Origin of the sequence: Flavobacterium sp. Sr18, assembly GCF_011064265.1 — a bacterium.
GTDB classification, from domain to species: domain Bacteria; phylum Bacteroidota; class Bacteroidia; order Flavobacteriales; family Flavobacteriaceae; genus Flavobacterium; species Flavobacterium petrolei.
The window spans coordinates 728,399-752,659 of the sequence record NZ_CP049329.1 but is presented as its reverse complement, the minus strand read 5'-3'; the positions used below and the strand labels follow the sequence as shown (position 1 = coordinate 752,659).

Here is a 24,261-nt window from a genome sequence, read left to right as displayed (position 1 = left end):
ATAGGTTTTTTAGAATTGCTTTATTACAAAAGCACGGTTTTTGAAATTTAGATGCATTGGATTATTCTTCTAAAGTATCGCAATGATATTCTTTCTTTTCCGTTTTTTTAGGTTCTTGTGTGGTCATTCCTTTATTTTTTTCTTGTAATAACTGACCTATTAGTTCACTTCTTTCTTTAGCGATTGCTACTCTTTGCGCTTCATCTTTTTTAGCATCATAATACACAACACCTTCAATTAATGTTTTTTCAGCTTTGGCATAAATAGATAAAGGATTTGCATTCCATAATACGATATCCGCATCTTTGCCCACTTTGATACTTCCTACTTTATCATCTATATGCAATAATTTAGCAGGATTCAATGTCACAAATTTCCATGCATCTTCTTCTGAAACATTACCATATTTTACTGCTTTAGCCGCTTCTTGATTCAATCTTCTAGACATCTCAGCATCATCAGAGTTGTAGGCAACTACAATTCCTGCATTATGCATAATTGGTCCGTTGAAAGGAATGGCATCATTCACTTCAAATTTATAAGCCCACCAATCCGAGAAAGTAGAAGCTCCAACGCCGTGTTCTTTCATTTTATCGGCAACTTTATAACCTTCAAGAATATGAGTGTAGGTATTAACTCTAAAATCAAATTTTTCAGCTACGTTCATCAGCATCAAAATTTCAGATTGAACATAAGAATGGCATGAAATGAAACGTTCTTTGTTTAATATTTCGGCTAATGTTTGTAACTCTAAGTCTACTCTTGGTGCATTTCCTTTTGCTTTTTTACCACTAGCATTGTATGCTTTCCAAGCTAAGTCATATTCTTTTGCACGTTGGAAATAATCAGTAAAAACTTGTTCAACTCCCATTCTGGTTTGTGGAAAACGAGTAGGGTTTACGTTACCCCAATTAGATTGTTTAACATTTTCACCTAAAGCGAATTTGATGAATCCGGGTTGGTTTTTGTATAACATTTCCTCTGCAGGAGCTCCCCATTTCCATTTTACAATTGCAGAACGTCCACCAATAGGATTAGCAGAACCGTGCAATAATTGAGATGTTGTAACTCCACCAGCTAAATCTCTATAGATATTAATGTCTTCAGAATTCACTACATCTTGTATCGTAACTTCGGCACTTGAATTGTGTCCGCCTTCATTTACACCGTTTGAAATGGCGATATGTGAATGTTCATCAATAATTCCGCTGGTCAAATGTTTTCCTTTAGCATCAACAATTGTTGCAGATGCGTCAGAAATATTTTTCCCGATGGATGCGATTTTTCCGTTTTTCACCAATACGTCTGTTTCTTCTAAAATACCGTCTTTTTCATTGGTCCAAACGGTAGCATTTTTAAAAAGTATTGTTTCTGCGGTAGGTTTCTTCAGGTTACCAAAAGCAACATTTGGAAATGTTGTTGGGATAATCATGTTGTTTTTTTCAATTTTAGAAGAATCAATCGCTTTTACAAATGGAGCCGTTTTCACTGCTGACCATTTCACTTCAGTACCATTGAATAAAACTGCTTTTCCAGATAAATTTTGTGTCTCTTCGATGTATCCAATTAATCTGGTGAAGCTCGTTTTAGTAGAATCATTAGGTTTGATTACAGTCGAAATCCAATTATTGGTCATCGTCAGTTTTGACTTGATTTTTTTAGAATCTACTGTTGTGATTTCTGATTTTGGTGCAGTAATCTCCCCATCAATTTTCCATTTATATTTTTCGGTATTAATGGTCAAATCATAATTTCCACGAATGTCCTTCGTTGCAATGTCGTTGACAACAAATTTGTTTCCTTGAACCCAGTTTTCGTACAACACTGTTTTTTCTTCAAAAATCTCTCCCGATGTAATTACAAAGTTGGCTAAACTTTCTGTTTTCAAAGTTCCCATTTCATTGCTTTTTCCTAAAAGAGCAGCAGGAATGGTAGTCAATGCTTCTAACGCTTTTGTTTTATCAAAACCATATTTGATGGCTCTTAACAGATTGGGTCTAAAATCTTCCATCTTCTTTAACTTGTCAGTTGTCAATGCGAAAACAATTCCATTATCCGATAAAACTTTAAGGTTGGTCGGCGCTTGGTTCCAAAAACGCAAATCTTTCAATTCCATTTGGTTCGCTTGGTTCGGATCAGAAACATCATAGGCTTCAGGGAAATTGATTGGAATAATAAATTTCGCATTCGTTTTTTTGATTTCCTCAATGCGTTCAAATTCGTTTCCGTTTCCTTTTAAAACATAATTTAAACCAAATTCCTTTGCAATTTTGGTCGCTCTTAAACTGTTTAATTTGTCTTCAGAAGCAAATATTTGAACTAACTTTTCATTATTTGCCATGGCTTCTAATGACAAATCTTTGGTTACTGAATTTCCTTTTTTGTACCAGTCTAAATCATAATACATTTGACGTAACAATGCCATCATTCCCATTAATGAACTTGGATAGGATTGATTTGTGGTAACACTTTTAGTAAAAGCAAAATGATTGGTCACTTTATCAGAAAGTAATTGATTCTTTTTTTCAAAGTTATTCAAAGCGATTAAAGTTCCTGATCCACGAGCAATTCCGTCTGGAATATGCGTTCCCACAACACCAAATCCAGCTTTCAATAATTCTTCGGCTTTAGGTTGGTCGTATTTAAATGCTTCGTAGGCATTCAATTCTGAACGGATGCTCTCATTCCAATAAAAACCAGATCTTTTAGTATCATATAAAGGGTTTCTTTCGGTAATTCCTTTTGGTTTTTCGATTCCAAAACTGGTGTAAATATCAATAAAAGAGGGATAAATGGACCTTCCTTCTAAGTTGATTGTGGTACAGTTTTTAGGAATTGAAATATTAGTTCCAACGCCAATTACTTTTCCGTTTTGTATCAGTAAAGTACCTTTTTCAACAACTTGTGTTGGTGTCACATAGATTTTTGCATTGGTAAATGCGGTAAAATTGCTGGTTTTGTTTTGAACACTTTCATTGTTAGGAAAGTATTCCTGTGCATAAGTTTTTGGCAGTAAAAAACTGAAAAATAACAGAAGTAAGATTTTTTTCATAGTAAGGTTTCTAATTATTTTCTAAAAGTAGAAAAATGCTAATAGTATACCCTCAATTTTTTTAATTTTAACATTTTGTTTTTGCGAAAAATGTATCATATCGGACTGTAATATGTAATATTTGAAGTATTTTTTGATGAAATTTTGGTTATTCACTATTTTATTGGAATTTGTGTAGGATTTATAATAATAATAAGAAAAGTTTTCTCTAATTTTAGAATCAAATAAAAACAGATGCTAGTTAAAGTTTTTGGAAGTGCAGTTTTTGGAGTCGAAGCCACAACGATTACTGTTGAGGTAAATATTGATAAAGGGATTGGTTATCATTTAGTTGGCTTGCCGGATAATGCCATTAAAGAAAGCAGTTACCGTATTGCAGCAGCACTCAAAAATAATGGCTACGCCATGCCAGGTAAAAAAATCACCATCAATATGGCTCCCGCTGATTTGCGCAAAGAAGGCTCTGCCTATGACCTGACTTTAACCATCGGAATTCTGGTAGCTTCCGGGCAAATCAATGCCGAGGACGTTGATAAATACATCATTATGGGAGAACTTTCCCTTGATGGCAGTCTTCAACCGATACGAGGTGCTTTACCTATTGCCATTAAAGCCAAAGAAGAAGGTTTTAAAGGTTTTTTTCTTCCAAAGCAAAATGTAAAAGAAGCCGCAATTGTTGCAGGATTAGATGTATATGGAATTGAAAATGTGCAGGAAGTAATTGATTTCCTTGAAGGAAAAGGGACGCTGGAACCAACAACAATAGACACGCGAGCCGAATTTTATAAAACATTAGATTTTCCTGAATTCGATTTTAGCGATGTCAAGGGACAAGAAAGCATCAAGCGTTGCATGGAAATTGCCGCTGCCGGAGGACATAATATTATATAAATGACGTACACAGACAGACTTTTTTATTTATCTTTGTAAAAAACAAAAGGTAATGAAAAGAAGTGCAATATTACTGGTTCGTGTAAGTACGATTGAACAAGATTATAACGCTCAAATATATGACTTAACCAAATATGGTGAAAGTTTAGGTTATACACAATTTAAAATAATTGAAACAAAAGAAACTGCATTCGCTGATTTATCTGAAAAAGTAGGAACAAATGCAATGTTCAAATTTATCCAAGAAAATCCAGAATACAGTTGTATAATGACCACCGAAATTTCCAGAATTGGTAGAAGACAATCAATACTGCACCAAATAAAAGAACATTGTTTAGCCAAACAAATACAAATATATATTAAAGATTTATCTTTTAAATTGCTTGATGATGATGGTAAAATTTCACAAATAAGTGAAATGACATTCACACTTTATGGTATGATAGCTGAAAGTGAAATCAAACAAAAGAAAGAACGTTTTATTCGTAGTAGAAAGGACCTAATGCAACAAGGATTATCAATAAGTGGTAAATTACTTTTTGGTTATGATAGATTACGATTAGATAATAAAAAGAATACACTTGTAATAAATAAAGAACAAAGTGAAATTGTAAAAACAATATTCAATTGGTACTTGAACGGATTAAATACCACAAACAACCCACTTATATTAAACCCATCAATCAAAACAATTAGCCTTGAATGTATCAAAAGAGGATTTCACCCATATACACATTCAAAAAGAAACGTTAACAAGCTACTAAAAGAAGAAGGTTACACTGGCTTGAAAACAACCAACAATAAAAGGAAAAATCCAAAGTTTGGAATTGTTACTAATGAAGATGAATATTTAATTAGTAACACACTAATAAAATATCCAACAATAATTGATAAAGAAACATTTGATAAAGTGCATTTAAAATTAAAATCAAATGTTATCAATTCAGATAAAGAAACAAAACACATAACACTACTATCAAAAATATTAACTTGTCCTTCTTGTGGTCGTAAATTATCTGGAAATTATAGAACAACACCAACTGGAAATAAAAATTCTTATAGATGTACAAGCCGAGGTGATACAACACCTTGTACATCAAAAAAATCTTTACCAATGAATTTAGTTGATAGTGCTGTTTGGTCCTTAATAAAAAAAGATTTACCAGCATTATCAACCAAGATAAATGAAATAAATCCAGATGAATATTTGGTTGAAATGAATCACCAATTAAATAATTTAGTTGCACGTGAAAAAGAAATACAAGAAAGAATAAATGAAAATGTTGCAATACTTAATTCTGTTGGTAAATTAACAAGTGGTAGTGTTTTAACATTAATTGAATCTACTGGTAAAAAGATAAAAAAACTTGAAGGTGATTTAAATAAAATCGAACAAGAAAAGACAAGGATTGAATCTAATAAACTACTTATAAGTGATAAACAAACGAACATTGAATCAGTTATAAATGATAACCTTGATAAGATTGAATCATCAAAAGAATTACTTAAAAAATATATTAATATTTTTGTTGATGAAATAAATATAATAGAACATAGTGTTAAATATACTATACTTAAAGTGACAATAAAAAATTATTTCAAAGACTATACATCGCTTATTAAACTTGATAACCAACCAACAATACCAATGTACAAAGATTATAAATATCTTATCTTGGATAAAACAGTAACAAGAAATATTAAAGGTGCATACTATGTAAATAAACCAGTGTATCCATATTACCCACCACCAAAAATAACGCTTGAAGATGATTTATTAACAGTCAAAAATGAAATCATATCAAAAGAATATGTTGTTGGTGAACCGTTAAATTATATTAAACTTAATTTGGAAATGTAAAATATTTTTACTAATATTTGCATCACATCATAAAATAAACAAACTTAAAATAATACATTATGGTAACTGAACAAGAAGAAAAAATTGCAGCACAAATTGCAAAGATAAAAGCACAACACCAAGCAGCAGCTGAAAAAGAAATTGAAGATTATAAGCTATCATTTGAAGTAGACCAAGCAAGAAAAGATTTAAGCAATAAAATCAAATCTGATTTAAAAGATTTGGATACAAAACATAAAGCTGAAATAAAAGAATTTGAAAAACATTATAATGTAGATTATGATGTAACAAAAAAAGATGCACCATTACCACACGATGCAAATGTAAAAGATGGTTATTTTAGTTTAACACAAACAAAATGTGAAGAAGCTGTTGCATTAATAGTTAATGGTAAACCAAAGTATTCACTTAATGCTGATAACTTAGTTGTTGGTACAAAGGGTGAAGTTATCACATCAACAATAATGTTACCAAAAACACCAGCTGGTAAAAAAAGAACACTTTCAGTTAATGCATTAAAATCATATATGATTGGGTTAAAGAAATAATACATCATCATACATCAAGAAACAAAATAAGGTATCAAAATTGATGCCTTTTCTGTTTTACAATACATAACACTACATTTAAATTATCATCACTTAAAACGTCTTATTTGGATTGATGCTTATAAAAATATATTTGTTTTTATAATACTTATATTACTAATTTAATCTATATTTGTTTCTGTAACTTTAAAAATAATATAAAATGAAAAAATTCCTAGTGGTGCTAGTACTGATGTTAGGTACTGCGAGTTATTGTCAAACATACACAACTGAAGATAAAGCACTAACTGGTGTATTTGAAGTTGCTGGTAAATCTAAAGCTGAAATATTTTCAGCCATAAATAAATGGATAAGTATCAATTATAATTCTGGTAAATCAGTAACTCAATTATCAGATGCTGAAGCTGGTAATATTGTAGTAAAAGGAATTAATCAAACTATCTACAAGAACACATATAAAATTTTATATCCAAAAAGTAATTCAATACCAAGTTATAACCCTTTATCGTTAAACCATCTGATTGAAGTTAATGTTAAAGATAATAAATATCGAATCACATACAGAATAATTGATTATTCACCAGCAATTCCAGCATTACCTTATAATTTGGATGATGTTGCTTATCAATGTCTAAATTTTAATGGTTCATCTGATGATTCTATATTAGCTTATAATAATAGAATGGATTCATTACTTAAAATGGGTTTAATAGGTGCAACTAAACGTGCAACGGTTAATGCAACAACTAAACAAGCATTTGATGAAATGGGTGTTTCTTTAATTGCTGATATGAAAAAAACAATGGAATCAATTAATAAATCTATTACAACACCAACAAATGATGGTTGGTAACGTTTAATATTTGTAATCAATTAAGAATAAAAATATTACATTTTAATAACTGCAATTAAAACTAATTAAATTATGATAGCAACACCAACTGTTATACCTAAACAAGCGATATTACAACTAAAGAAAACGCTAGATAACTTTAAGTTAAACGATGCAATAGAGTTATGTAGCAATGAAGCCCAGACAAGAAAGTTTTTAATTGAACCTTTTTTCTTTTTGTTAAACTATGTTTCGAATGATTTGATACCAGAATACAATGCAGACTTTGGTGACCGTATCAGCCAAAAAATTGATTATGCTGTTGTACTAAATAAAAAAGATACTATATTAATAGAGGCTAAAAAACATAACAGCCGCTTGACAGACAAAGAAGCTGGACAATTAAATGGGTACTTCAATAATACCAAGAATTCTAAGATAGCTATTCTAACAAATGGTATTTCATACCGTTTTTATTCTGATGTATTAGAGCCAAATGTGATTGATGGTAAGCCATTCTTTTGCTTCAATCTAAGCAGCTATACCGATAGGGATATTGAAACACTTATTAAGTTTGATAAGCGATTTATCAAGATTAAAGAAATAGTTGAAACAGCACAAGAAGCTGTATTTATTCAAGATTTCGAAGATACATTATTTAAAGAATTAGTAGTACCATCAAAAGACTTACTTAAAATAATACATAGAAATATGAATTTTAAAACAAAGTTTAATGAAGAAACACAATTGAAAATGATAAGCCTTATTAATTCATCATTGTTAAAAAATATCTATGATAAGAAAGTATTAGCTGAAGCAAATTCAAATTCATTAGGTATTATTACAACAGATTTAGAAATACAAGCATATCACACAATAAGAACCTTAATTATCCAGAATAAAAAGATTGATAAAGAAAGAATAAAGTTTAAGGATTTCAAATCTTTTTTCAATATTAGCATTGATGATAACAGCAAGAAAACTATTTGTAAGTTAGATTTCAACAACTCTAAAATGAAATTGTCAATTGATAATACTGATTACGTACTTGACCACATTGATGACCTAATGAAATATAAAGATAAATTAGTTACGAGAACATTAGCACTAATAGAATAAACACATATCTATCAACAAAATAAGGTATCTATATAGATACCTTATCTGTTTTATAACACCTAACACTTCATTTAAATTATCGTTGCTTAGAACGCTTTAAAATGCGTTATAAATTTAAATAGATATTGTTTAACTCTTCTTGTCTTATTCCTAAATACACACGTGTTACTGCAACTGATGTATGATTATAAAGTTCAGATAAATATACCAAAGCATTTTCTGATTCACCATTATTTGTATATACACGTCTACCAAATGATTTACGAAATGAATGTGATGATATGTTAAGTGTTTTTGATTCCTTAGCAAACACATCTTTAAGTAAACGATTCAAATGTTGGTTGGTTATAACTGAACCTTTATTTGTTATGAATGGTGAACCAGTTGCTGATGCTGGAATGATAGCTTTAATAGAATCATTTAAAGCAATGATTTTATTCTTATTGGTCTTTTGTTCCGTAATGGTTAACTTATCACCTTGTAGGTCCTCATACGTTAATGATAGTATATCACCAGAACGTAATCCAGTATTAACTGCAATGATAAGATAAGTACCAATTAGTTTTGTTTTAGGTTCTTTGATTAGTTTATTAGCAACATTCATTACTCTATCATAATCAATATAATCAGCTGTTGTTGTTGTTCCTTGTTTGCCCATAGTAATTATTATTTGATACAAATGTAAATTAAAAAATGTTCACCCACAACTGTAAATGAACATTTAATAATAAATTTTTTTATATGTGTTATTGTATCACTTGAAATGGTTTATTCCATTCACCAACTGATAATGATATATAATGACCAACATCAAAGTAATCAACCATTGCATCAGAATTATTATAATTATCTTGATTCAACACACTATTGATTTTTGTTAATACTTCTTTAGCTGCTGGATTAGCTTCATAATGTGATTCAATGTAATAGTTATTAACTGATTCGTGTGAACGTGTTAAATCCATTCTTAATTCAATTGGTGCTGCAAGGATTGCACATCTTACTGTTGAATAGTTAATACAAGTAATACTGAATTTCCAACCTTGTTTTGCTGGGAATAAGTTTTTGATTTCGTTTCTCATTCCTTTTACTGTTTCTGTTTTGATGTAAGCCATTGTGATTTGATTTAGTGTTTCGCTTTATTGCTGTTACAAAGATATAAATAAAATGTTCATTTACAACTATTATATTAAGTAAATGAACATTATTTTTACTGTTGATATTTTATACCCTTGTTAAGTACCGTAAACACTAGGATTTTTATTTAATGTTCACAAATGTTGGTAGTGAACATTTTTATTATGATGGTTATTTAGATTGAAAAGCTGAATTAGTAATGATAAGTTAAAATAAAGTAAGAAAAAGATGCTAGTTATCAATTTTTCCAGATTTCAACTTTTTTACGTGGTTTGGCTATGTTTTTGAACATATACTTTTAATAAAGGCGTAATAAATATGAGTGATGATTAAATTTAATGTTTAAAAATAATCAACAAAAGGAAACTTTTGTTCTAACTAATTAAACTTTTGTTTATATTTGTACAACAAAAAACCCACCAGAACCACAAAAAAGTTCTAGCGGGATTTAAAACGGGATTAGCGTTTTTTGATGAACACCAAGACTAGTTTCCTAATCTCTTTAATCGTTGGTGGTAAAAACTGTATAGCGTTTACCAACCCAATGAGTAATAAAAAGTTTTTTTCCATTGTGTTGAAATAAGTTAGAAAATAAGAACATTTCTAGCAACTCGAACCGAAACCCCACGTTTCGGTTTTTGTTTTTAATGAATGCTAGACTTCATTAAAAGCTTATTCTACAAATATAAGTTAAATACAGATACACTCAAAAAAGTGTATGCTGGTTGTAAACTATGAAGAAATTTCTTCATTAAAAACTTAAATTCCATTTCCAAAGATACAACACTCTTGTTTTTAAGTAGCTTTTAAATCGATTAAAAAACAAATTTTATTTTTTTTATTTGATTGAGTAAATTCAAAGTTTCCTTATCAAATTTCAAATTTACTTAAAGGTTAGGTTTTTTTCTTGGACAAAAATTAAATTACTATTTGATAAGTGTTTGCATATTATATACGATTTGTTTGATTCTGTCTGTTGATAGGTCGTATTGTTCCGATAGTACTATATATTTCATTTCTTTTATTATTGTATCTTGTAGGTTAACAAAGCTTTCATATATTTCAATATCTCTTAGTATCATAAAAGATAGTATTCCATTTTTCACATACTTATAATTTATTGCTTCATTCTTTTTTAATAGTTGGTATCTGGTCATTCTATTGTTGCTTTTTATTTTCTTTATTTATTTTATCATTGATGTATATTTTTAACCATCCATTAAAATCTTTATCTATATTATACCCTTTTCCATTTGCACTAATACAGCAAGCTGCTTCAACTAATGGACATATTTCATTTTTTTTCATTTCTATTGTATTTTATTCTCTTTTGTTATTTTTGTGTTGTTAGGTGTTGATTGGAAAAACCAGTCAAATTGACCACCCTATTCCAGTTCAAATTGACCACCAGTTTCGGAGCAAACTGACCACCATTTTCCAGTCCAAATTGACCACCTGATTTTGGGCTAAAATTGGACATTAAAAACTACTAACTTTTTCATGTTGTTAGCACCATACATTCGTTAAAAAAATACGGATTATGGCAAACAAAATAACAGACATGAGTAAAATTAGAAAAGCAATTAAATTCTACTGTAACGGGAAAAGTAAGTTATTCATAAGTAAGTACTTATCTCTTTCTAGAAATACAGTAAAGAAGTATATTTCTTTATTTGAAGTGCTAGGATTAAGTTTTGAAGTAATTAACGAAAAAACAGATGCTGAGTTAGAACTTTTGTTTTCACACACTACCGTGGAATCAATCAGTCCCAAACTGCAGATTCTTTATGATTTTTTTCCTAAAATGGAACGCGAACTAAAAAAAGTTGGCGTTACCATACAGCACATGTGGGAGCAATATATTGCCCTAAATCCTAATGGTTACCGAAGCTCGCAATTTGGACATCATTATAAAACATGGAGCAAACGAGTCAATCCAGTGATGCACATGAATCACAAAGCGGGTGATAAAATGTATGTGGATTATGCTGGAAAAACACTCTCCATCATTGATAAAGACACGGGAGAAATTAAAGAAGTACAATTTTTTGTAGCCATATTAGGAGCCAGTCAATACACCTATGCCGAAGCTTCCATGAGCCAACAAAAAGAAGATTTTGTTACTTCGGTAGAAAATGCTATGCGTTTTTTTGAAGGTACTCCTGCGGCAATTGTTCCCGATAATTTAAAATCTGCAGTAATAAAAAGCAGTCGTTTTGAACCCACAATTAATGAAACCTTAGCTGATTTAGCCGAACATTACCAAACTACAATCTTGCCTGCTAGGGCTTATAAACCCCGAGACAAATCATTGGTTGAAGGAGCTGTTAAGATCTTGTATCGAAGGATTTATGTAAATCTAAAAGAAACTAAATTCTTTTCTCTGGAAGAATTAAACCAGCAAATATGGGATTTATTGGATGCTCATAACAGTCGAAAACTCACAGGACGTCCGTACTCTCGGATAGAATTATTTTTAGAAGATGAGCAACAAAAACTAAGTCCATTACCACAAGAACGTTTTGAAATCAAATACCAATCCTTTGCAACAGTAATGCAAAATGGGCATGTTCAATTAAGTCAGGACAAAAATTACTATAGCGTTCCGTATCAATATGTCAAGAAAAAAGCGAAACTATTGTATACCAAATCAACGGTAGAGATCTATCACAAATACAATCGAATAGCCATCCATCCAAGGAATTACAAACCTTATATCTATACCACAATCCCGGAACATATGGCTAGCACGCATCAATTTGTAGCTCAGTGGAGTGCTGCCCGCTTCATTGATTGGGCCAGTAGTATTGACGAGTCAGTAGCAGAATATATTATGCAAATAATTGAAAGTAGAAACCATCCTGAACAGGCTTATAAAAGTTGTTTGGGAATATTAAACTTCGAGAAAAAGGTAGGGAAAGAGCGATTAATAAATGCCTGTAAGCGGGCACTTGATTTTAAAATTTACAATTTTAAGACCATTCAAAATATTTTAGAAAACAACTTAGATCATATCGAATTTGAACAAGAACCTGAGCAGGAACTTCCAATTCACGCTAACATAAGAGGAAAACAGTATTATAATTAAATTAAAACACAGTAATCATGAATGAATCCACAGTAACAAAAATGAAACAAATGAAGCTTTACGGCATGCACAATGCTTTTAAAACAGCCATTGAAAGCGGAAAAACAGACCATTACACGCTCGATCAGTTTGTATCGATGCTTATTGATGCCGAATGGGATGAAAGGCACAATCGGCGTATTGCCCGCAGTATCACCAACGCCCGATTCCATTACAAATCAAATATTGAAAGTATCAATTTTGACCAAACCCGTAATCTGGATCGAAATACCATACTGCGTCTGGCAGAATGTGAATTTGTCGAAAAAAATGAAAACATTTTAATAACGGGAAGCACTGGTGTAGGCAAAAGTTATTTAGGCACAGCATTGGGTTATCAAGCCTGTATCCAAGGTTTTAAAGTAAGTTATTTTAATACTTCGAAGCTGTTTGCTAAATTAAAAATGGCCAAAGCAGATGGTTCTTACCTGAGAGAATTGGCCAAAATAGAACGGCAAGATGTTATTATATTAGACGATTTTGGACTCCAAGCTTTGGATAGCAGTAACCGAATTACCCTTTTAGAGATCATTGAAGACAGGCATAATAACGGTTCTATTATTGTAACCTCACAAATCCCAGTGCAAGGCTGGTATGACATCATTGGAGAAAAAACCATAGCTGATGCCATTTTGGATAGACTGATTCATCAATCTCATCGACTCGAATTACATGGAGAATCCATGAGAAAAAAAAGAGGGATAAACAAAGGCTAATATTTAAGTATATTTGAATACTAATTAACAGATGAAAAAGAGTAGTTTTTAATGAAAAATGGGGTGGTCATTTTGCTCCGGAATTAGGTGGTCATTTTGAATTGGAATCAGGTGCTCACTTTAAATTGGAATTGGGTGGTCAATATCACTGGAATTTGCAGTTATACCAGCACTTGCTGCATAACCAACTGATTTACTCGCATCAGATGTATTATCAACAAGGTTTAAACCAAAATCAGTTTTATTTAATACAACAGCACCTACTTGACCGTTAACACTGGTAACTTGTCCAATCGTTGGTTTACCAGTAACATTTGCCCAAGCAACCGAACCAGTTGAATCAGAATAACCAACTCTTACTGCATTCCCGTGATTAGAAGTTATAAACCAATGAGAACCAGTCCAATTGTTCTCTAAATAAAAAGCATCTGGGTGAGTAGTAGACCAAAATTTAATTGCCCCATCAGCTTTACCACCGTTTGCTGGTGCTGAACCAGCAGTATTAGCATAATTAACAGATTTTGATGCATCAGATGTATTATCAACAGCTGATAAACCAATTTCAGATTTTGTATAACTTGGCTTTGAAGCTGCTTTTGCCCAAGGATATACATCAGATGCTGGTGCTGAACCAGCACTATTTGCATAATTTGCAGTTGTTGAGTAATTTGAATTTCCGTTAATATTCATTATTTGACCACTGATTGCAGCAGCAACAGCAGCTGGTGTATAACTTCTAATGTAAGTATCAGTTGAATTAAAACCAGCAAAATAACCCATACCAGATGCGTTTCTTTCTGTACCACCAGCAGTTGTATTAAAATAATTGTTGAATATGTAACCACTACTATCACGCTGTACAATGGTGTTTACACCACCAGTTGAACTAGGTGCATTATTTAATAATAAACCAGCATTCAGTGCATAATTAGCATTAGTTGCTGAACCAGCTGAACCAGCATAATTTACTGATTTAGTTGAATCAGCTGTATTATCAACATTTGATAATCCAACCATTGCTTTTGAAATTCCACTAACATTTCCTGTAAAAGTTGGTGAAGCCAAATTTGCTTTTAAATTCAATGCATTTTGTGTTGCAGTTGAAACTGGTTTATCCAAATCCGAAGAATTTACAACTTCGCTTAAACCTACATCATACTTAGTTAATGTAACAACACCCGTTTTTCCAGCTACTGAATCAACAGCACCGCTTGATATAAAAACATATACTGAACCACTCCATCTATATGTTTTGTTATTATCTATTGCAACATATATTTTTCCAGTAGTTCCAATTGCTGGAAATGAAGCAAAATTTGCATATTCTAATACATCATCAACATAACTAGGTAATTGTGTTGATGGTACTAATGCATTTGCATCTAATGTTGCAACACCATTTGCAACACCTTTTTCACTTGTTGCTATACGTGGTGTTGTATCAGTTCCTGGAATAGTTATATTTGCAGTACCATCAAATGCAACACCATTTATTGTTCTAGTTGTATTTAACTTAGTTGCTGAAGTAGCATTACCAATAAATGAATTTGCTTTAACATTTCCATTTACTTCAAGTTTTTCACTATAAGTTCCATTACCACCAATAATAACGTGGTTTGCTGAATCTTCGATTTGACTATTAACAACACCACCATTATTATCAAATTTTGGTATCTTTCCGCTAGTTCCATTTATTTTACTTGAAGTTAAATATTGTGTTGAATCCGTTGAACCATCAGCTTTTAAAAATTGTGAATTTAAACCACCATATACTTCATAACTACTAGCTAATAAATCACCATCTTTACCTAGTAAAAAACTTGTTGTACCATTGTTTTGACCTTCGATTAAATTTGTTTGATTTGGTTGACCATTCAACACAATAAGCTCTTTATAGTTGTCTAAACCAGCATTTTTTGCAAATAAAATAATAACTAGTGCATCAATTAAAGCATTTGCTGATGTATGTACTACACCATCAACTGATATTTGACTAAAATGTCTTGATGATAATATTTGTTGTTTAGTATCGTATGAATTATGGATTGAAATATTTGTTGTTCCATTTTTTATAATGGTAAATATTTTAATAAATTTTACACCATTTAATTTAAATGTTTTTCCGTCTATATTTTGAATTATTTGCATTATATTTTTCTAAATCTAAATGTTCTTTCACCAACTATATTTGATTCTGAACCTGTGTTATTTTGCCATTCTGGAAATATTAATGTACTTGCATTCAAATACATCTTAATAATTTCCCATCTTGCACCAGCCAATTGTAATTGTTGTGTTGCTATATCTTTTAAAGAATTTCTATCAGCAATTTCACCATCTTGTGGTACTTTATTTGTTGCACCGAATGGTGTAAAATTGGTATTAACCTGTAAGACATACTTTGACATAAAATAATCACTTAAAAGTGCTTTAATTCCATCGTGCTGGTATGTTATACCACAATATGTAAAGCTGCAACCATCCAATAATGGTTGGTATTTTGTTGTTGCTAGATTGTTTAATAAATCAAAATAAAAACGGTCTCCTAATACTGATTTTAATTCAGTTAATTGCGCTTGTTCAATAATTGGGTTAATTTTTGATTCATCAATTTTATTACCAATATCTTTATAATTCTTAATTTCAGTTGATGTTAATATATTATTCATTTGTTGGTTCTGGTTTTTGAATTATCGGTGTTATGTTCCAATCATTTGATGGATTTATTTGTTTATGGAATTTTGAAAATAACATTTGAAAAGCATCACAAATAATATTGCGTTCCTCTTCTTTGTTTTCCCAATGCATTTGTTGGGAAACCCTAACGAGTTCCCCAGAGTTCCCAAAAATTGAGTTGTCACCATCTTCGATTAAAATCGATGGAACACCAAACGCCTTACGAATGTTTTTTGCTGATGATATTTCTGTTTGAACAAACATTTTATCGTCCAAATTTGATGCGATATCTAATACAGAAAGTTCATTTGCTAATACATCACTTTCTTCAGATACTTGAAAATGTACCATCCCAATATTATCAACACCTTGCAGTTTTTCAAGTGTTTTACCAAAAGCTTCAGTTTCAGCATAGTCCATTGGTTTTGTTAATATAAACTTTGACCCCGTATACCCTTTGGTTAATAACTCATTTTTAAAAAGACCAGTTCTATGTTCTGCATTTGCATCATAAATAACTGAATCAATATCACTTAAAGAATATAATTCACCAAAATCTGAATTTATATGTAATACTTGACCTTTGTATTTATTCCAACCACCAGCAGCTTCAACTTGTGCTTCAATTACGGCTGGTAATGGGTTGTATTTATCAATTATATTGAAATCTTTTTTCTCGATTTTTTTACCTTTATCTTTCGACCAATTATCGTAAACAATGAATTTTCCACTATATCCAGTTGAATCACTTTTACCAATTCTTACATCTTCTGATGTTAATAAATCAACTGAAATAATTTCATAAAGTGCATTAAAATTGATATGTAAGAAAAGATTGTTTTGTTCTGAAAATTCACGTGAAACTATTCTTAGTAACTGATTTATATTTATACCTCTTTTATTGATGATAAGGGTATTTTTATCAACTATATTTGAAGTAAAATCAAAACCCTTACCATAGATATATTTTGCGTTTAAATCAACACATTGTTTAGCTGTTACGCTAGAATTAATTAATGATTTTATTAATTGTGGGTAACAATTATCAGCACCCCAATTATAAACATCTTCAGATTTATTGTATTTTATTGAAAGTCTATTATCAACATCTACTAATTTTATTTTCATTATTCATTTTCAGTTTCATTTTCGTTATTTTTTTGGATTAATTCCATCCAGTTTTCTGGATACTTTTCAAATAATGAAATTCTAGCTGGATTGTCTTTTAAAAAACCAATACATAAATCATCTGGTGCGTATGTTTGGCTAATGAAATTACCATCACCAAAATTGATTTGAAGTACACCTATGTTATCTCGTAATTTAAAATTACTTTCAGTTTTTGCTGTTAGTTTTTCAACACCATTTTCAACTAATTTTTTATAATATGTTGGAAATTTATTTTTACAGCTTGTACATACTTTTACATTATAGATAAATTTATAATAATCAGTTAATTCAGTTTGTAATTCGCTATTTGAAACCAATTCTGAAAATGGTATATTCAATATTTGTTCTAATCTTTGTTTGTTCATAATTTCTTGTTTTTTTTATATAAAAAAAGGTAGATAGCTTTTATCACTATCTACCTTTAATTATACTATTGTTATATCCTTTTGTAAAGCTGTTATACTACTTTAAATAAAGCATCAAATTTTGCTTTTGAAGCTACATAAGTACCTTCTAAATAAACTTTATAAGGATAACTTTCACCGAAGTTTTCAACACTTGATAAAGTGAATAAGAATGAACCATCATTTTCAAGTGATGTAAATGAACCTTCAGACATTTTTAAACCATTTTCAAGTCCAAAAAGTTTATAAGAATCAACATTACCAGTTCCTTTGAATTTCGTTTCAACACACACCACAAATTCACCTTCAGCTAATTGTTTAATTATTTCAGCATCATCTGCACCTTGTCCAAATACTCTTGCAGCAAATGAATGATTGAAAGTATCTAATCCATCATTTACAGAAAATTCTGAAGCTGTGTTTGCTAGTTGTTTTATCCAACCAATTTCGTAACCTGTCGCACCGCTTTTAAGTGCTAAATTTGTAACTGTTGCACCAGATTGTGTTATTGCTGTTAAATCTAAATCAGCAACATTAATCAAAACTGCTTTTGTTTCAAGACCACCTTTTGCTCTGTTTGCAGTTGTGCAATCATAAGCAATATTAGCAGTTAATTTATTTATACAATTTGCCATTGTTTATATATATATTTTCTTTTTTTATGTTATTTTTTTAAAGCTTTGGGTGCTAACTTTAGCACCCATTACTTAATGTTTATTGATTAATATGCTACTGAAATAAAATAACCTTCTAATACTTTCGCATCTAATGAAAAGATGTTCTCTGTGTAAACTTTTCTAGCAGTTTTATCATACCAAACTGCTAACTCTTTAAATTCCCCAGAATCTAAAGTTCCTACTGGAATGTTAGCTGGTGTTGTAAATACAATTCTGTTTGGTAAGTTGTATTTTGTACCGTTATCTTGGTAAGAAGTAATGTTTCTATCCATAAAGTCAGCAACAATAATTTGTTTACCTCTGTAAGTCATTACTCCATCATTCATAGCCAATTGACCTACTGCTGATAAACCAGCATCTTCCAATTTATCTAGGAAATTATCATAAACTGATTGGGTTACGATGAAAATACCATCTTTGTGATTTTTCAATCTTGAATCAGATTGATTGTACACTTTTCTCATTGCTGTTAAAGCTTCACCAGCTGATAATTCTTGTGCTGTGTAGTTTGCACCAGCATTTGAAGTAATCGTTGCTCTTTTAATATCACCAGCAGTTACACCAGCAAAAATTTGTTTCCAAATACCATCAACACCTTTAAAATATGCTACATTAGTACCATTTGAGATAGTACCACCACTTACAATATTTGCAGCAGCTTTATCACCAAACCAAGCTAATCTTAAAATTGCTTCATCTAATGCTTCAAGTAATCTTGTTGCAACCATTTTGATTTCTTCAGAACCTTCAACATCATATTTATTTGATTTAGTTCCAAATGCTTTTAACAATTCTGGTAAGTCTTTTGCACAGTAAGGAATTCTTACTTCGATTTGGTTATTTTCCCAATATTTTTGTGTTGCCACAATTCCAGCATCAGAATCTTGTGGGTCACAAGTTCCATCAGCTGATAAACCTTGCATTGCCATTGATGATAATAACAAGATTTGAGATTTCATATCTATACCTTCAACAATGTTATGTATTTTTGTAAGTTCTGGATTTGCAAATGCAGTTTCAAAGATTGCAGTACTTAGTTCTTGAACTTCTTTTGGTGATAACGTTACGTTATCAAAATTAAAATTTGCCATTTATTTATTTATTTTTAGCTCTTTTTGTTATTTTATTATTTTCTTTTTATAGCAAAACTTGTTGTTTCACTTTGTACATTTTTAATTCCACTTTGATTTTCTTTTGTACTTGTTCCAGTAAAATCTGAACCAATTGATTTAGCAAGTGCTAAAAATTTTGTTTCCAATTCAGCTTGTTTTGTTGCTGATACTTCTAAAGCATTTAATAAATTTTCAACATCAGTTACACTCATTAATTCTGCAATTTTTGCTTCCAATTCAGCAACCTTTGCTTCTAATTCAGTAATCATTACATCTTTTTCATCAGTAATTACTTCTTCTTCAACTGGTACTTCTTCAACAGCAACCGCTTCTTCTTCAACTGGTACTTCAACTTCTTCAGCTGGTGCAATTACAGTAACAACACCTTTTACAGCTGTTATTGTTGAACCATCAGCCATTAAAAAATCACCATCAGCAGCTTTACCATCAACCATTACTTTTGCATCAACTGAAGCAACTTCTGTTGGGTCTAAATCAGCAAAAACCAATTCAACACCTGTTGCATCTTGTAATTTTAATTCAGCTTTAATTGTTGGATTTCCAGATAACATATTCATTATGCTATCAATTTTTTTGTTTAGTTTATTCATTAAACTTTCTTCTATTTCTTCTTTGTTATTGTTTAATCTAGCAACCGCTTTTTGTGCAACTTGTAGTTGTGTTGCAAAACCTAAATCTTTGGCTTGTGTTGCTGATAAGTATGTTTCACTTTTAAGTAGTGAATGAATTGTTGTTGTATCTAATGCAAGTGCATCTGAATAAAATTTTACTAAATTATCTTCAGTATTTTTTAAGTCTTTTAAATATGTTGATAATTCAGAATGATTACCAACTGCTTCCATCCAAGGTAAATGAATCATTAAAGCTTCAAATGCATTTTCTGGTATAATTCTAGTTGAACCAGCCATAAAAATTACACTTGCAATTGAGTATGCTTTTGTTGTGTATGTTGTTACTGGAACACTTAAATTTTTTAAATAATTGTATATATCCATACCAGCATCAACATAACCACCAACTGAATCTATCTTAACTAAAAATGATTCTGATGTTGATTGATTTTTAACCTGTTTGATTACATCTAAAAGTGTTGTATCAAATCCAATTTCTCCCGTTATATATATTGTTCCTATCATATAAAATAATAGTACTATCATATACAAGTGATGTAAAGTTTTATCTAATTTTTATTAGTTTTTTGACATAAAAAAACCAGCCTGTTAAGCTGGTTTAGTTTGTTTTTTAATTATTAATAATCTGTTTCAATATATATTTTATTGATACCCATTTGTATTGCATTTGCACCCAAAGTTGTATTTGCTCCATTACTTGCAAGTACATTAGCTGTAAACATTGTTGATGCAGCTGGTAATGAACCATCATCATATAATATACCAGACGCTTCCATTTTAGTGTTTAGTTCAACTATTCGCCATTGTATGTTGTTACCGTTGTTACCGTTAGGGGCGCAAAATAAAAATATATCATAACCTTTACCAGCTGAAATTGTAAAAATAGTTGGGTCTTTTCTGGCATACGTTGAACGGGATAAAATACTGATTAAGCCATTATCATATTCATCACAACCTACACCAATAGTATTATTTAAGGAATTTGGATTTCCAATAATTACGGCTGCCGAAGTTGCCATACCAGCAAAAAACCTTCCATTAGTGGTCCAAGTGTCAAAACCAACTCTAGTATAAAAGAAAAAACCACCTTGTCCAGCAACTGTACCACGGGTAAACATTGCTTCAGTAGTTCGTTGCCCCAAAACTTGATTTGCAGTTGTAACAACATTTGCGTATCTGGCTCTTTTCATCGATGTGTAAATTGATGTTGTTGTTGGTAAAGCTGTTGTATATGTTCCAGAACCAGCACCAACCGTTCCAGACCATAAACCAGCAGTTGCTGTTGTAGGTGTCCACATAGTAACATTATTTTGCCATAATGCTGATTGTAATGGAAAATCTAAACCGCTTGGTCCTTTTGCCTTTAGAGTTATCTTACCAGCAATTGATTTAGCATATATTTGTAAATTTCCAGTAGCTGGTGTTGGTGGTTCGTTTGTGATTGATTTTAAAATAATTCCAGCATCAGCACCATTTAATATTAAATCATTACTTACCTTATTCCATACAAAATCAGCATCAGCACCAAATGTTCCATTATCATTAAATTGTATTTGTGTATCAGAACCGCTTGGTAATGTTGCTGGACCTTGAATACCTTGTGGTCCTGTTGCTCCACTTAATCCAGTTGCACCAATATCACCTTTTAAACCTTGAATACCTTGAATACCTTGTGGTCCTGTTGCTCCACTTAATCCAGTTGCACCAATATCACCTTTTAGACCAGTTAGTCCTTGAATACCAGCATCACCTTGTGGTCCTTGTGAACCATTAAGACCAAGTGAACCTTGTGGTCCTTGCGGTCCTTGAATACCTTGAATACCAGCATCACCTTGTGGTCCTTGCGGTCCTTGTGAACCATTAAGACCAAGTGAACCTTGTGGACCTTGTTCACCTTGAATACCTTGTGGACCAGTTGAACCAGTATCACCTTTTGCACCAGTTAGTCCTTGAATACCTTGTGGTCCAATTGGTCCTTGTTGTCCTGTTGCTCCACTTAAACCAGTTAATCCTTGTGGACCATTTAGTCCTTGAATACCTTGTGGTCCTGTTGCTCCGCTTAATCCAATTGGACCCGTTGCTCCACTTAAACCTTGAATACCTTGTGGTCCAGCAACACCAGTTAATCCTTGAATACCAGCTGGTCCTTGAATACCATCAATTCCATTATCACCTTTATCACCCTTTAACCCTTGAATACCTTGTGGTCCAGCTGGACCTGTTAAACCAATTGGTCCTTGAATACCATCTATACCATCAGCACCTGTATCACCTTGAATACCTTGTAATCCAATATCGCCTTTTGGTCCAATAGGTCCTGTTAATCCAATATCACCTTTAAAACCATTAACACCAGCAATACCTTGTGGTCCTTGTGAACCATTATCACCTTTTATTCCTTGTATTCCAATTGGTCCTTGTGAACCATTATCACCTTTATCACCCTTTGGTCCAATTGGACCTTGTTCACCTTGTGGTCCTGTTGCTCCATCAATACCAGATGGTCCTTGTAATCCAGCAATACCTTGAATACCATCAGCACCTGTTGGACCAATTGGTCCTTGCAATCCAGTATCACCTTGTGGTCCAGCAATAATTGAATCAGAACCTTTATCACCTTGTGGACCAATCGGTCCTTGGATACCTTGTTCACCAGTATCACCTTTAGGTCCTCTATTTCCTTGGATACCTATATCAGATGTAACAATTGAAATGGTTTCAATATTATCAATTATAGATAATGTTATATCTTCATTTACACCAGTAACTGAAATATTAATAATTGGATTTGTTTCATTTATTTGTATCATTATTCAGTAATATCTTGTACGATTGTTATTGAACCACGAAAAAATGTTTGCACAAATCCATTACTAAATGTAATTTGACAATCATAAATGTATTTTGCAGCTGCAAAATCTAACATCTTATTATTCATTCTAATTATTCCATTTATTGGGTCAATTATTATTAATGAATCATCAGTTGTTGACCAAAAAAAAGTTGGTAAAGAAGTAACAGTTGTTTTAAATTGCATTGCAATTTTTGCATCAGTTATATCTTTACCAAAATTTATTTGTTTATCTAAAAATGTATCTCCTTTTATATGGTCTGGAAAATTATATGTTGGTATCATATTTTAATTATTTAATTATAGTTATTAAATAATTATACTATGTATTCGAACTATTTTAAAGCATCAGTTGATAGTATTCTTTTGTTTTATTTATTCTATCACTTAAACCATTTGGTATAACACTTGTATTAACATTTCCAACATTGATTGCTTTACTTATTTTGGTTATACTTGCATCATCAACTGTTATTGTATATTTCCATAGTTGGTTATTATCAAAATAAAATTTAGCTGATTCAAAAAAGTACTTACTAGCAACCAAATCTGGATTTTTAAGGCAATCTTCACCAACATATTTTGAAAATGCTTTATAATTTGCCTTACCAGTTAGCTGTAAAGCACCCCTTCCACGGAAATTAAACCCATCATTGGTTGTTATATCACCGTTTCCCATACGATTTGCATATACTTTATTAGCTATTTTTTGCGGCTGTCTAGCATATAATGCAGCTGATTCTGGTGTTGGAAAGTACTTTTTAAAGGTTATTTGTAATGCAGCAGCTGAATAGTTTAGATTTTCAGTATCAGCTGTAAAATCGGCTGTTTCGTGGCTTATTTGACCCATAAAATGTGCTAATGCTTCATTTGTTGGTATATTAAGCACTTCTTTTATCTTGTTAAGTGTTTTTTTGCCAATTACACCATCACTTGTTAATCCATATTGCAGTTGAAATTGTTTTATCTTAATCATTATTGTTTAAGAATATATATTTCACCCAAAATGATTGAAGTTATTAAGCTAATTGATGGTGTTAAACTATATGATGATGCATTTTTAACTGGTTTTTTGAATATAATAGTCAGTTCAACACCCATTTGAACAACATTATGTTGTCTATCTAGCTTATTTGTAGGTATTAATGTTAGTGAATAACCAATATTTGATGCATTATGACCCGTTTTTTTGCCGTAATTCTTTAATGCATTGTTGATATTAGTGTTTATTTCACACTCTAATTCTTTATTAAATGGGTCAAAAAAGTTTAATGCACCAATACCAGATACATCAACTTGTATTGCATCATCTAAATCTTCATATTCAAGTAAAAACGGGTTGTATTTTGGTAGGTTCTTTATTTCAAGTTCACCTTTTTCTGTTGTAATCATAATCATATTGTTATATGATTAAATATTACTATGGTTGTGGTGG

Annotated in this window: 22 protein-coding genes and 1 pseudogene; 7 read left to right on the top strand and 16 right to left on the bottom strand. The window is 31.2% G+C overall.

The annotated features are described in order from the left end of the window. Positions 1-61: 61 nt before the first annotated feature. On the bottom strand, positions 62-3,052 hold the full coding sequence (locus tag G7A72_RS03365; RefSeq protein WP_165151430.1) for an amidohydrolase family protein: 2,991 nt from the start codon (positions 3,050-3,052) through the stop codon (positions 62-64). A gap of 234 nt (positions 3,053-3,286) precedes the next feature. On the opposite strand from G7A72_RS03365, the pseudogene G7A72_RS03360 reads away from it, so the two are divergent. From G7A72_RS03360 to G7A72_RS03340, 5 genes and pseudogenes are all read left to right on the top strand, one after another. Further along, a pseudogene (locus G7A72_RS03360) lies at positions 3,287-3,940 on the top strand (magnesium chelatase domain-containing protein); the annotation flags it as partial. 55 nt (positions 3,941-3,995) lie between these two features. Next, positions 3,996-5,804: a recombinase family protein gene (locus G7A72_RS03355; protein ID WP_165151429.1), complete on the top strand. Its 1,809-nt coding sequence runs from the start codon at positions 3,996-3,998 to the stop codon at positions 5,802-5,804. Between the two features lie 59 nt (positions 5,805-5,863). After that, the gene (locus G7A72_RS03350; RefSeq protein ID WP_165151428.1) at positions 5,864-6,352 is read left to right on the top strand and encodes a hypothetical protein; all 489 of its coding nucleotides are present in this window, start codon (positions 5,864-5,866) and stop codon (positions 6,350-6,352) included. A 202-nt stretch (positions 6,353-6,554) separates the two neighbouring features. Beyond that, positions 6,555-7,205: a DUF4468 domain-containing protein gene (locus G7A72_RS03345; protein WP_165151427.1), complete on the top strand. Its 651-nt coding sequence runs from the start codon at positions 6,555-6,557 to the stop codon at positions 7,203-7,205. Between the two features lie 72 nt (positions 7,206-7,277). Next, the gene (locus tag G7A72_RS03340) at positions 7,278-8,303 is read left to right on the top strand and encodes a type I restriction enzyme HsdR N-terminal domain-containing protein (RefSeq protein WP_165151426.1); all 1,026 of its coding nucleotides are present in this window, start codon (positions 7,278-7,280) and stop codon (positions 8,301-8,303) included. A 106-nt stretch (positions 8,304-8,409) separates the two neighbouring features. On the opposite strand, the gene G7A72_RS03335 is transcribed toward G7A72_RS03340, so the two are convergent. The 4 genes from G7A72_RS03335 to G7A72_RS03320 form a co-directional block, all read right to left on the bottom strand. After that, a complete protein-coding gene (locus G7A72_RS03335; RefSeq protein ID WP_165151425.1) occupies positions 8,410-8,961 on the bottom strand; it encodes a tyrosine-type recombinase/integrase in 552 nt (183 codons plus the stop codon). A gap of 88 nt (positions 8,962-9,049) precedes the next feature. Beyond that, the gene (locus G7A72_RS03330; RefSeq protein WP_165151424.1) at positions 9,050-9,418 is read right to left on the bottom strand and encodes an LPD29 domain-containing protein; all 369 of its coding nucleotides are present in this window, start codon (positions 9,416-9,418) and stop codon (positions 9,050-9,052) included. Between the two features lie 1,180 nt (positions 9,419-10,598). Next, on the bottom strand, positions 10,599-10,748 hold the full coding sequence (locus tag G7A72_RS03325) for a hypothetical protein (protein ID WP_165151423.1): 150 nt from the start codon (positions 10,746-10,748) through the stop codon (positions 10,599-10,601). Positions 10,749-10,773: 25 nt separating this feature from the next. Further along, the gene (locus G7A72_RS03320) at positions 10,774-10,920 is read right to left on the bottom strand and encodes a hypothetical protein (protein WP_165151422.1); all 147 of its coding nucleotides are present in this window, start codon (positions 10,918-10,920) and stop codon (positions 10,774-10,776) included. Positions 10,921-10,980: 60 nt separating this feature from the next. Here G7A72_RS03320 and istA point away from each other — a divergent pair, with 60 nt between their 5' ends. Together istA and istB are read left to right on the top strand one after the other, a co-directional pair. Then, on the top strand, positions 10,981-12,528 hold the full coding sequence (gene istA / locus G7A72_RS03315; protein WP_165151421.1) for an IS21 family transposase: 1,548 nt from the start codon (positions 10,981-10,983) through the stop codon (positions 12,526-12,528). Positions 12,529-12,545: 17 nt separating this feature from the next. Further along, positions 12,546-13,283 (top strand): IS21-like element helper ATPase IstB, encoded by a 738-nt coding sequence (istB, locus tag G7A72_RS03310; protein ID WP_113667236.1) that lies wholly within the window; start codon positions 12,546-12,548, stop codon positions 13,281-13,283. Between the two features lie 120 nt (positions 13,284-13,403). Here istB and G7A72_RS16515 read toward each other — a convergent pair whose 3' ends face one another. The 11 genes from G7A72_RS16515 to G7A72_RS03255 form a co-directional block, all read right to left on the bottom strand. Next, positions 13,404-15,431, bottom strand: a complete 2,028-nt coding sequence (locus G7A72_RS16515) for a hypothetical protein (RefSeq protein ID WP_206531531.1) — start codon at positions 15,429-15,431, stop codon at positions 13,404-13,406. Further along, positions 15,431-15,952: a hypothetical protein gene (locus G7A72_RS03300; protein WP_165151420.1), complete on the bottom strand. Its 522-nt coding sequence runs from the start codon at positions 15,950-15,952 to the stop codon at positions 15,431-15,433. The genes G7A72_RS16515 and G7A72_RS03300 overlap by 1 nt, the downstream gene beginning before the upstream one ends. Continuing rightward, positions 15,945-17,087 (bottom strand): phage portal protein, encoded by a 1,143-nt coding sequence (locus G7A72_RS03295; protein WP_165151419.1) that lies wholly within the window; start codon positions 17,085-17,087, stop codon positions 15,945-15,947. The genes G7A72_RS03300 and G7A72_RS03295 overlap by 8 nt, the downstream gene beginning before the upstream one ends. Next, the gene (locus G7A72_RS03290) at positions 17,087-17,494 is read right to left on the bottom strand and encodes a hypothetical protein (protein WP_165151418.1); all 408 of its coding nucleotides are present in this window, start codon (positions 17,492-17,494) and stop codon (positions 17,087-17,089) included. The genes G7A72_RS03295 and G7A72_RS03290 overlap by 1 nt, the downstream gene beginning before the upstream one ends. Before the next feature lie 92 nt (positions 17,495-17,586). Beyond that, a complete protein-coding gene (locus G7A72_RS03285) occupies positions 17,587-18,168 on the bottom strand; it encodes a hypothetical protein (protein WP_165151417.1) in 582 nt (193 codons plus the stop codon). A gap of 86 nt (positions 18,169-18,254) precedes the next feature. Beyond that, on the bottom strand, positions 18,255-19,301 hold the full coding sequence (locus tag G7A72_RS03280; RefSeq protein WP_165151416.1) for a hypothetical protein: 1,047 nt from the start codon (positions 19,299-19,301) through the stop codon (positions 18,255-18,257). 35 nt (positions 19,302-19,336) lie between these two features. Beyond that, positions 19,337-20,500: an ATP-dependent Clp protease proteolytic subunit gene (locus G7A72_RS03275; protein ID WP_165151415.1), complete on the bottom strand. Its 1,164-nt coding sequence runs from the start codon at positions 20,498-20,500 to the stop codon at positions 19,337-19,339. 92 nt (positions 20,501-20,592) lie between these two features. Then, positions 20,593-22,785, bottom strand: coding sequence for a collagen-like protein (locus tag G7A72_RS03270; protein ID WP_165151414.1), 2,193 nt, complete (start codon positions 22,783-22,785; stop codon positions 20,593-20,595). Beyond that, entirely contained in the window at positions 22,785-23,111 is a 327-nt protein-coding gene (locus tag G7A72_RS03265; protein ID WP_206531530.1) for a hypothetical protein, read from the bottom strand. The genes G7A72_RS03270 and G7A72_RS03265 overlap by 1 nt, the downstream gene beginning before the upstream one ends. 55 nt (positions 23,112-23,166) lie before the next feature. Beyond that, on the bottom strand, positions 23,167-23,802 hold the full coding sequence (locus G7A72_RS03260) for a glycoside hydrolase family 19 protein (RefSeq protein ID WP_165151413.1): 636 nt from the start codon (positions 23,800-23,802) through the stop codon (positions 23,167-23,169). Continuing rightward, positions 23,802-24,218 carry a hypothetical protein gene (locus G7A72_RS03255; RefSeq protein ID WP_165151412.1) on the bottom strand — a complete coding sequence of 139 codons (417 nt, stop codon included), beginning with the start codon at positions 24,216-24,218 and terminating at the stop codon, positions 23,802-23,804. The genes G7A72_RS03260 and G7A72_RS03255 overlap by 1 nt, the downstream gene beginning before the upstream one ends. Between the last annotated feature and the right edge of the window lie 43 nt (positions 24,219-24,261).

Excerpts from the sequence above, each read along its gene's own strand:
- G7A72_RS03365 (WP_165151430.1), bottom strand. The coding sequence starts at position 3,052 with ATGAAAAAAATCTTACTTCTGTTATTTTTCAGTTTTTTACTGCCAAAA.
- G7A72_RS03355 (WP_165151429.1), top strand. The coding sequence starts at position 3,996 with ATGAAAAGAAGTGCAATATTACTGGTTCGTGTAAGTACGATTGAACAA.
- G7A72_RS03350 (WP_165151428.1), top strand. The coding sequence starts at position 5,864 with ATGGTAACTGAACAAGAAGAAAAAATTGCAGCACAAATTGCAAAGATA.
- G7A72_RS03345 (WP_165151427.1), top strand. The coding sequence starts at position 6,555 with ATGAAAAAATTCCTAGTGGTGCTAGTACTGATGTTAGGTACTGCGAGT.
- G7A72_RS03340 (WP_165151426.1), top strand. The coding sequence starts at position 7,278 with ATGATAGCAACACCAACTGTTATACCTAAACAAGCGATATTACAACTA.
- G7A72_RS03335 (WP_165151425.1), bottom strand. The coding sequence starts at position 8,961 with ATGGGCAAACAAGGAACAACAACAACAGCTGATTATATTGATTATGAT.
- G7A72_RS03330 (WP_165151424.1), bottom strand. The coding sequence starts at position 9,418 with ATGGCTTACATCAAAACAGAAACAGTAAAAGGAATGAGAAACGAAATC.
- G7A72_RS03325 (WP_165151423.1), bottom strand. The coding sequence starts at position 10,748 with ATGAAAAAAAATGAAATATGTCCATTAGTTGAAGCAGCTTGCTGTATT.
- G7A72_RS03320 (WP_165151422.1), bottom strand. The coding sequence starts at position 10,920 with ATGTCCAATTTTAGCCCAAAATCAGGTGGTCAATTTGGACTGGAAAAT.
- istA (WP_165151421.1), top strand. The coding sequence starts at position 10,981 with ATGGCAAACAAAATAACAGACATGAGTAAAATTAGAAAAGCAATTAAA.
- istB (WP_113667236.1), top strand. The coding sequence starts at position 12,546 with ATGAATGAATCCACAGTAACAAAAATGAAACAAATGAAGCTTTACGGC.
- G7A72_RS16515 (WP_206531531.1), bottom strand. The coding sequence starts at position 15,431 with ATGCAAATAATTCAAAATATAGACGGAAAAACATTTAAATTAAATGGT.
- G7A72_RS03300 (WP_165151420.1), bottom strand. The coding sequence starts at position 15,952 with ATGAATAATATATTAACATCAACTGAAATTAAGAATTATAAAGATATT.
- G7A72_RS03295 (WP_165151419.1), bottom strand. The coding sequence starts at position 17,087 with ATGAAAATAAAATTAGTAGATGTTGATAATAGACTTTCAATAAAATAC.
- G7A72_RS03290 (WP_165151418.1), bottom strand. The coding sequence starts at position 17,494 with ATGAACAAACAAAGATTAGAACAAATATTGAATATACCATTTTCAGAA.
- G7A72_RS03285 (WP_165151417.1), bottom strand. The coding sequence starts at position 18,168 with ATGGCAAATTGTATAAATAAATTAACTGCTAATATTGCTTATGATTGC.
- G7A72_RS03280 (WP_165151416.1), bottom strand. The coding sequence starts at position 19,301 with ATGGCAAATTTTAATTTTGATAACGTAACGTTATCACCAAAAGAAGTT.
- G7A72_RS03275 (WP_165151415.1), bottom strand. The coding sequence starts at position 20,500 with ATGATAGTACTATTATTTTATATGATAGGAACAATATATATAACGGGA.
- G7A72_RS03270 (WP_165151414.1), bottom strand. The coding sequence starts at position 22,785 with ATGATACAAATAAATGAAACAAATCCAATTATTAATATTTCAGTTACT.
- G7A72_RS03265 (WP_206531530.1), bottom strand. The coding sequence starts at position 23,111 with ATGATACCAACATATAATTTTCCAGACCATATAAAAGGAGATACATTT.
- G7A72_RS03260 (WP_165151413.1), bottom strand. The coding sequence starts at position 23,802 with ATGATTAAGATAAAACAATTTCAACTGCAATATGGATTAACAAGTGAT.
- G7A72_RS03255 (WP_165151412.1), bottom strand. The coding sequence starts at position 24,218 with ATGATTACAACAGAAAAAGGTGAACTTGAAATAAAGAACCTACCAAAA.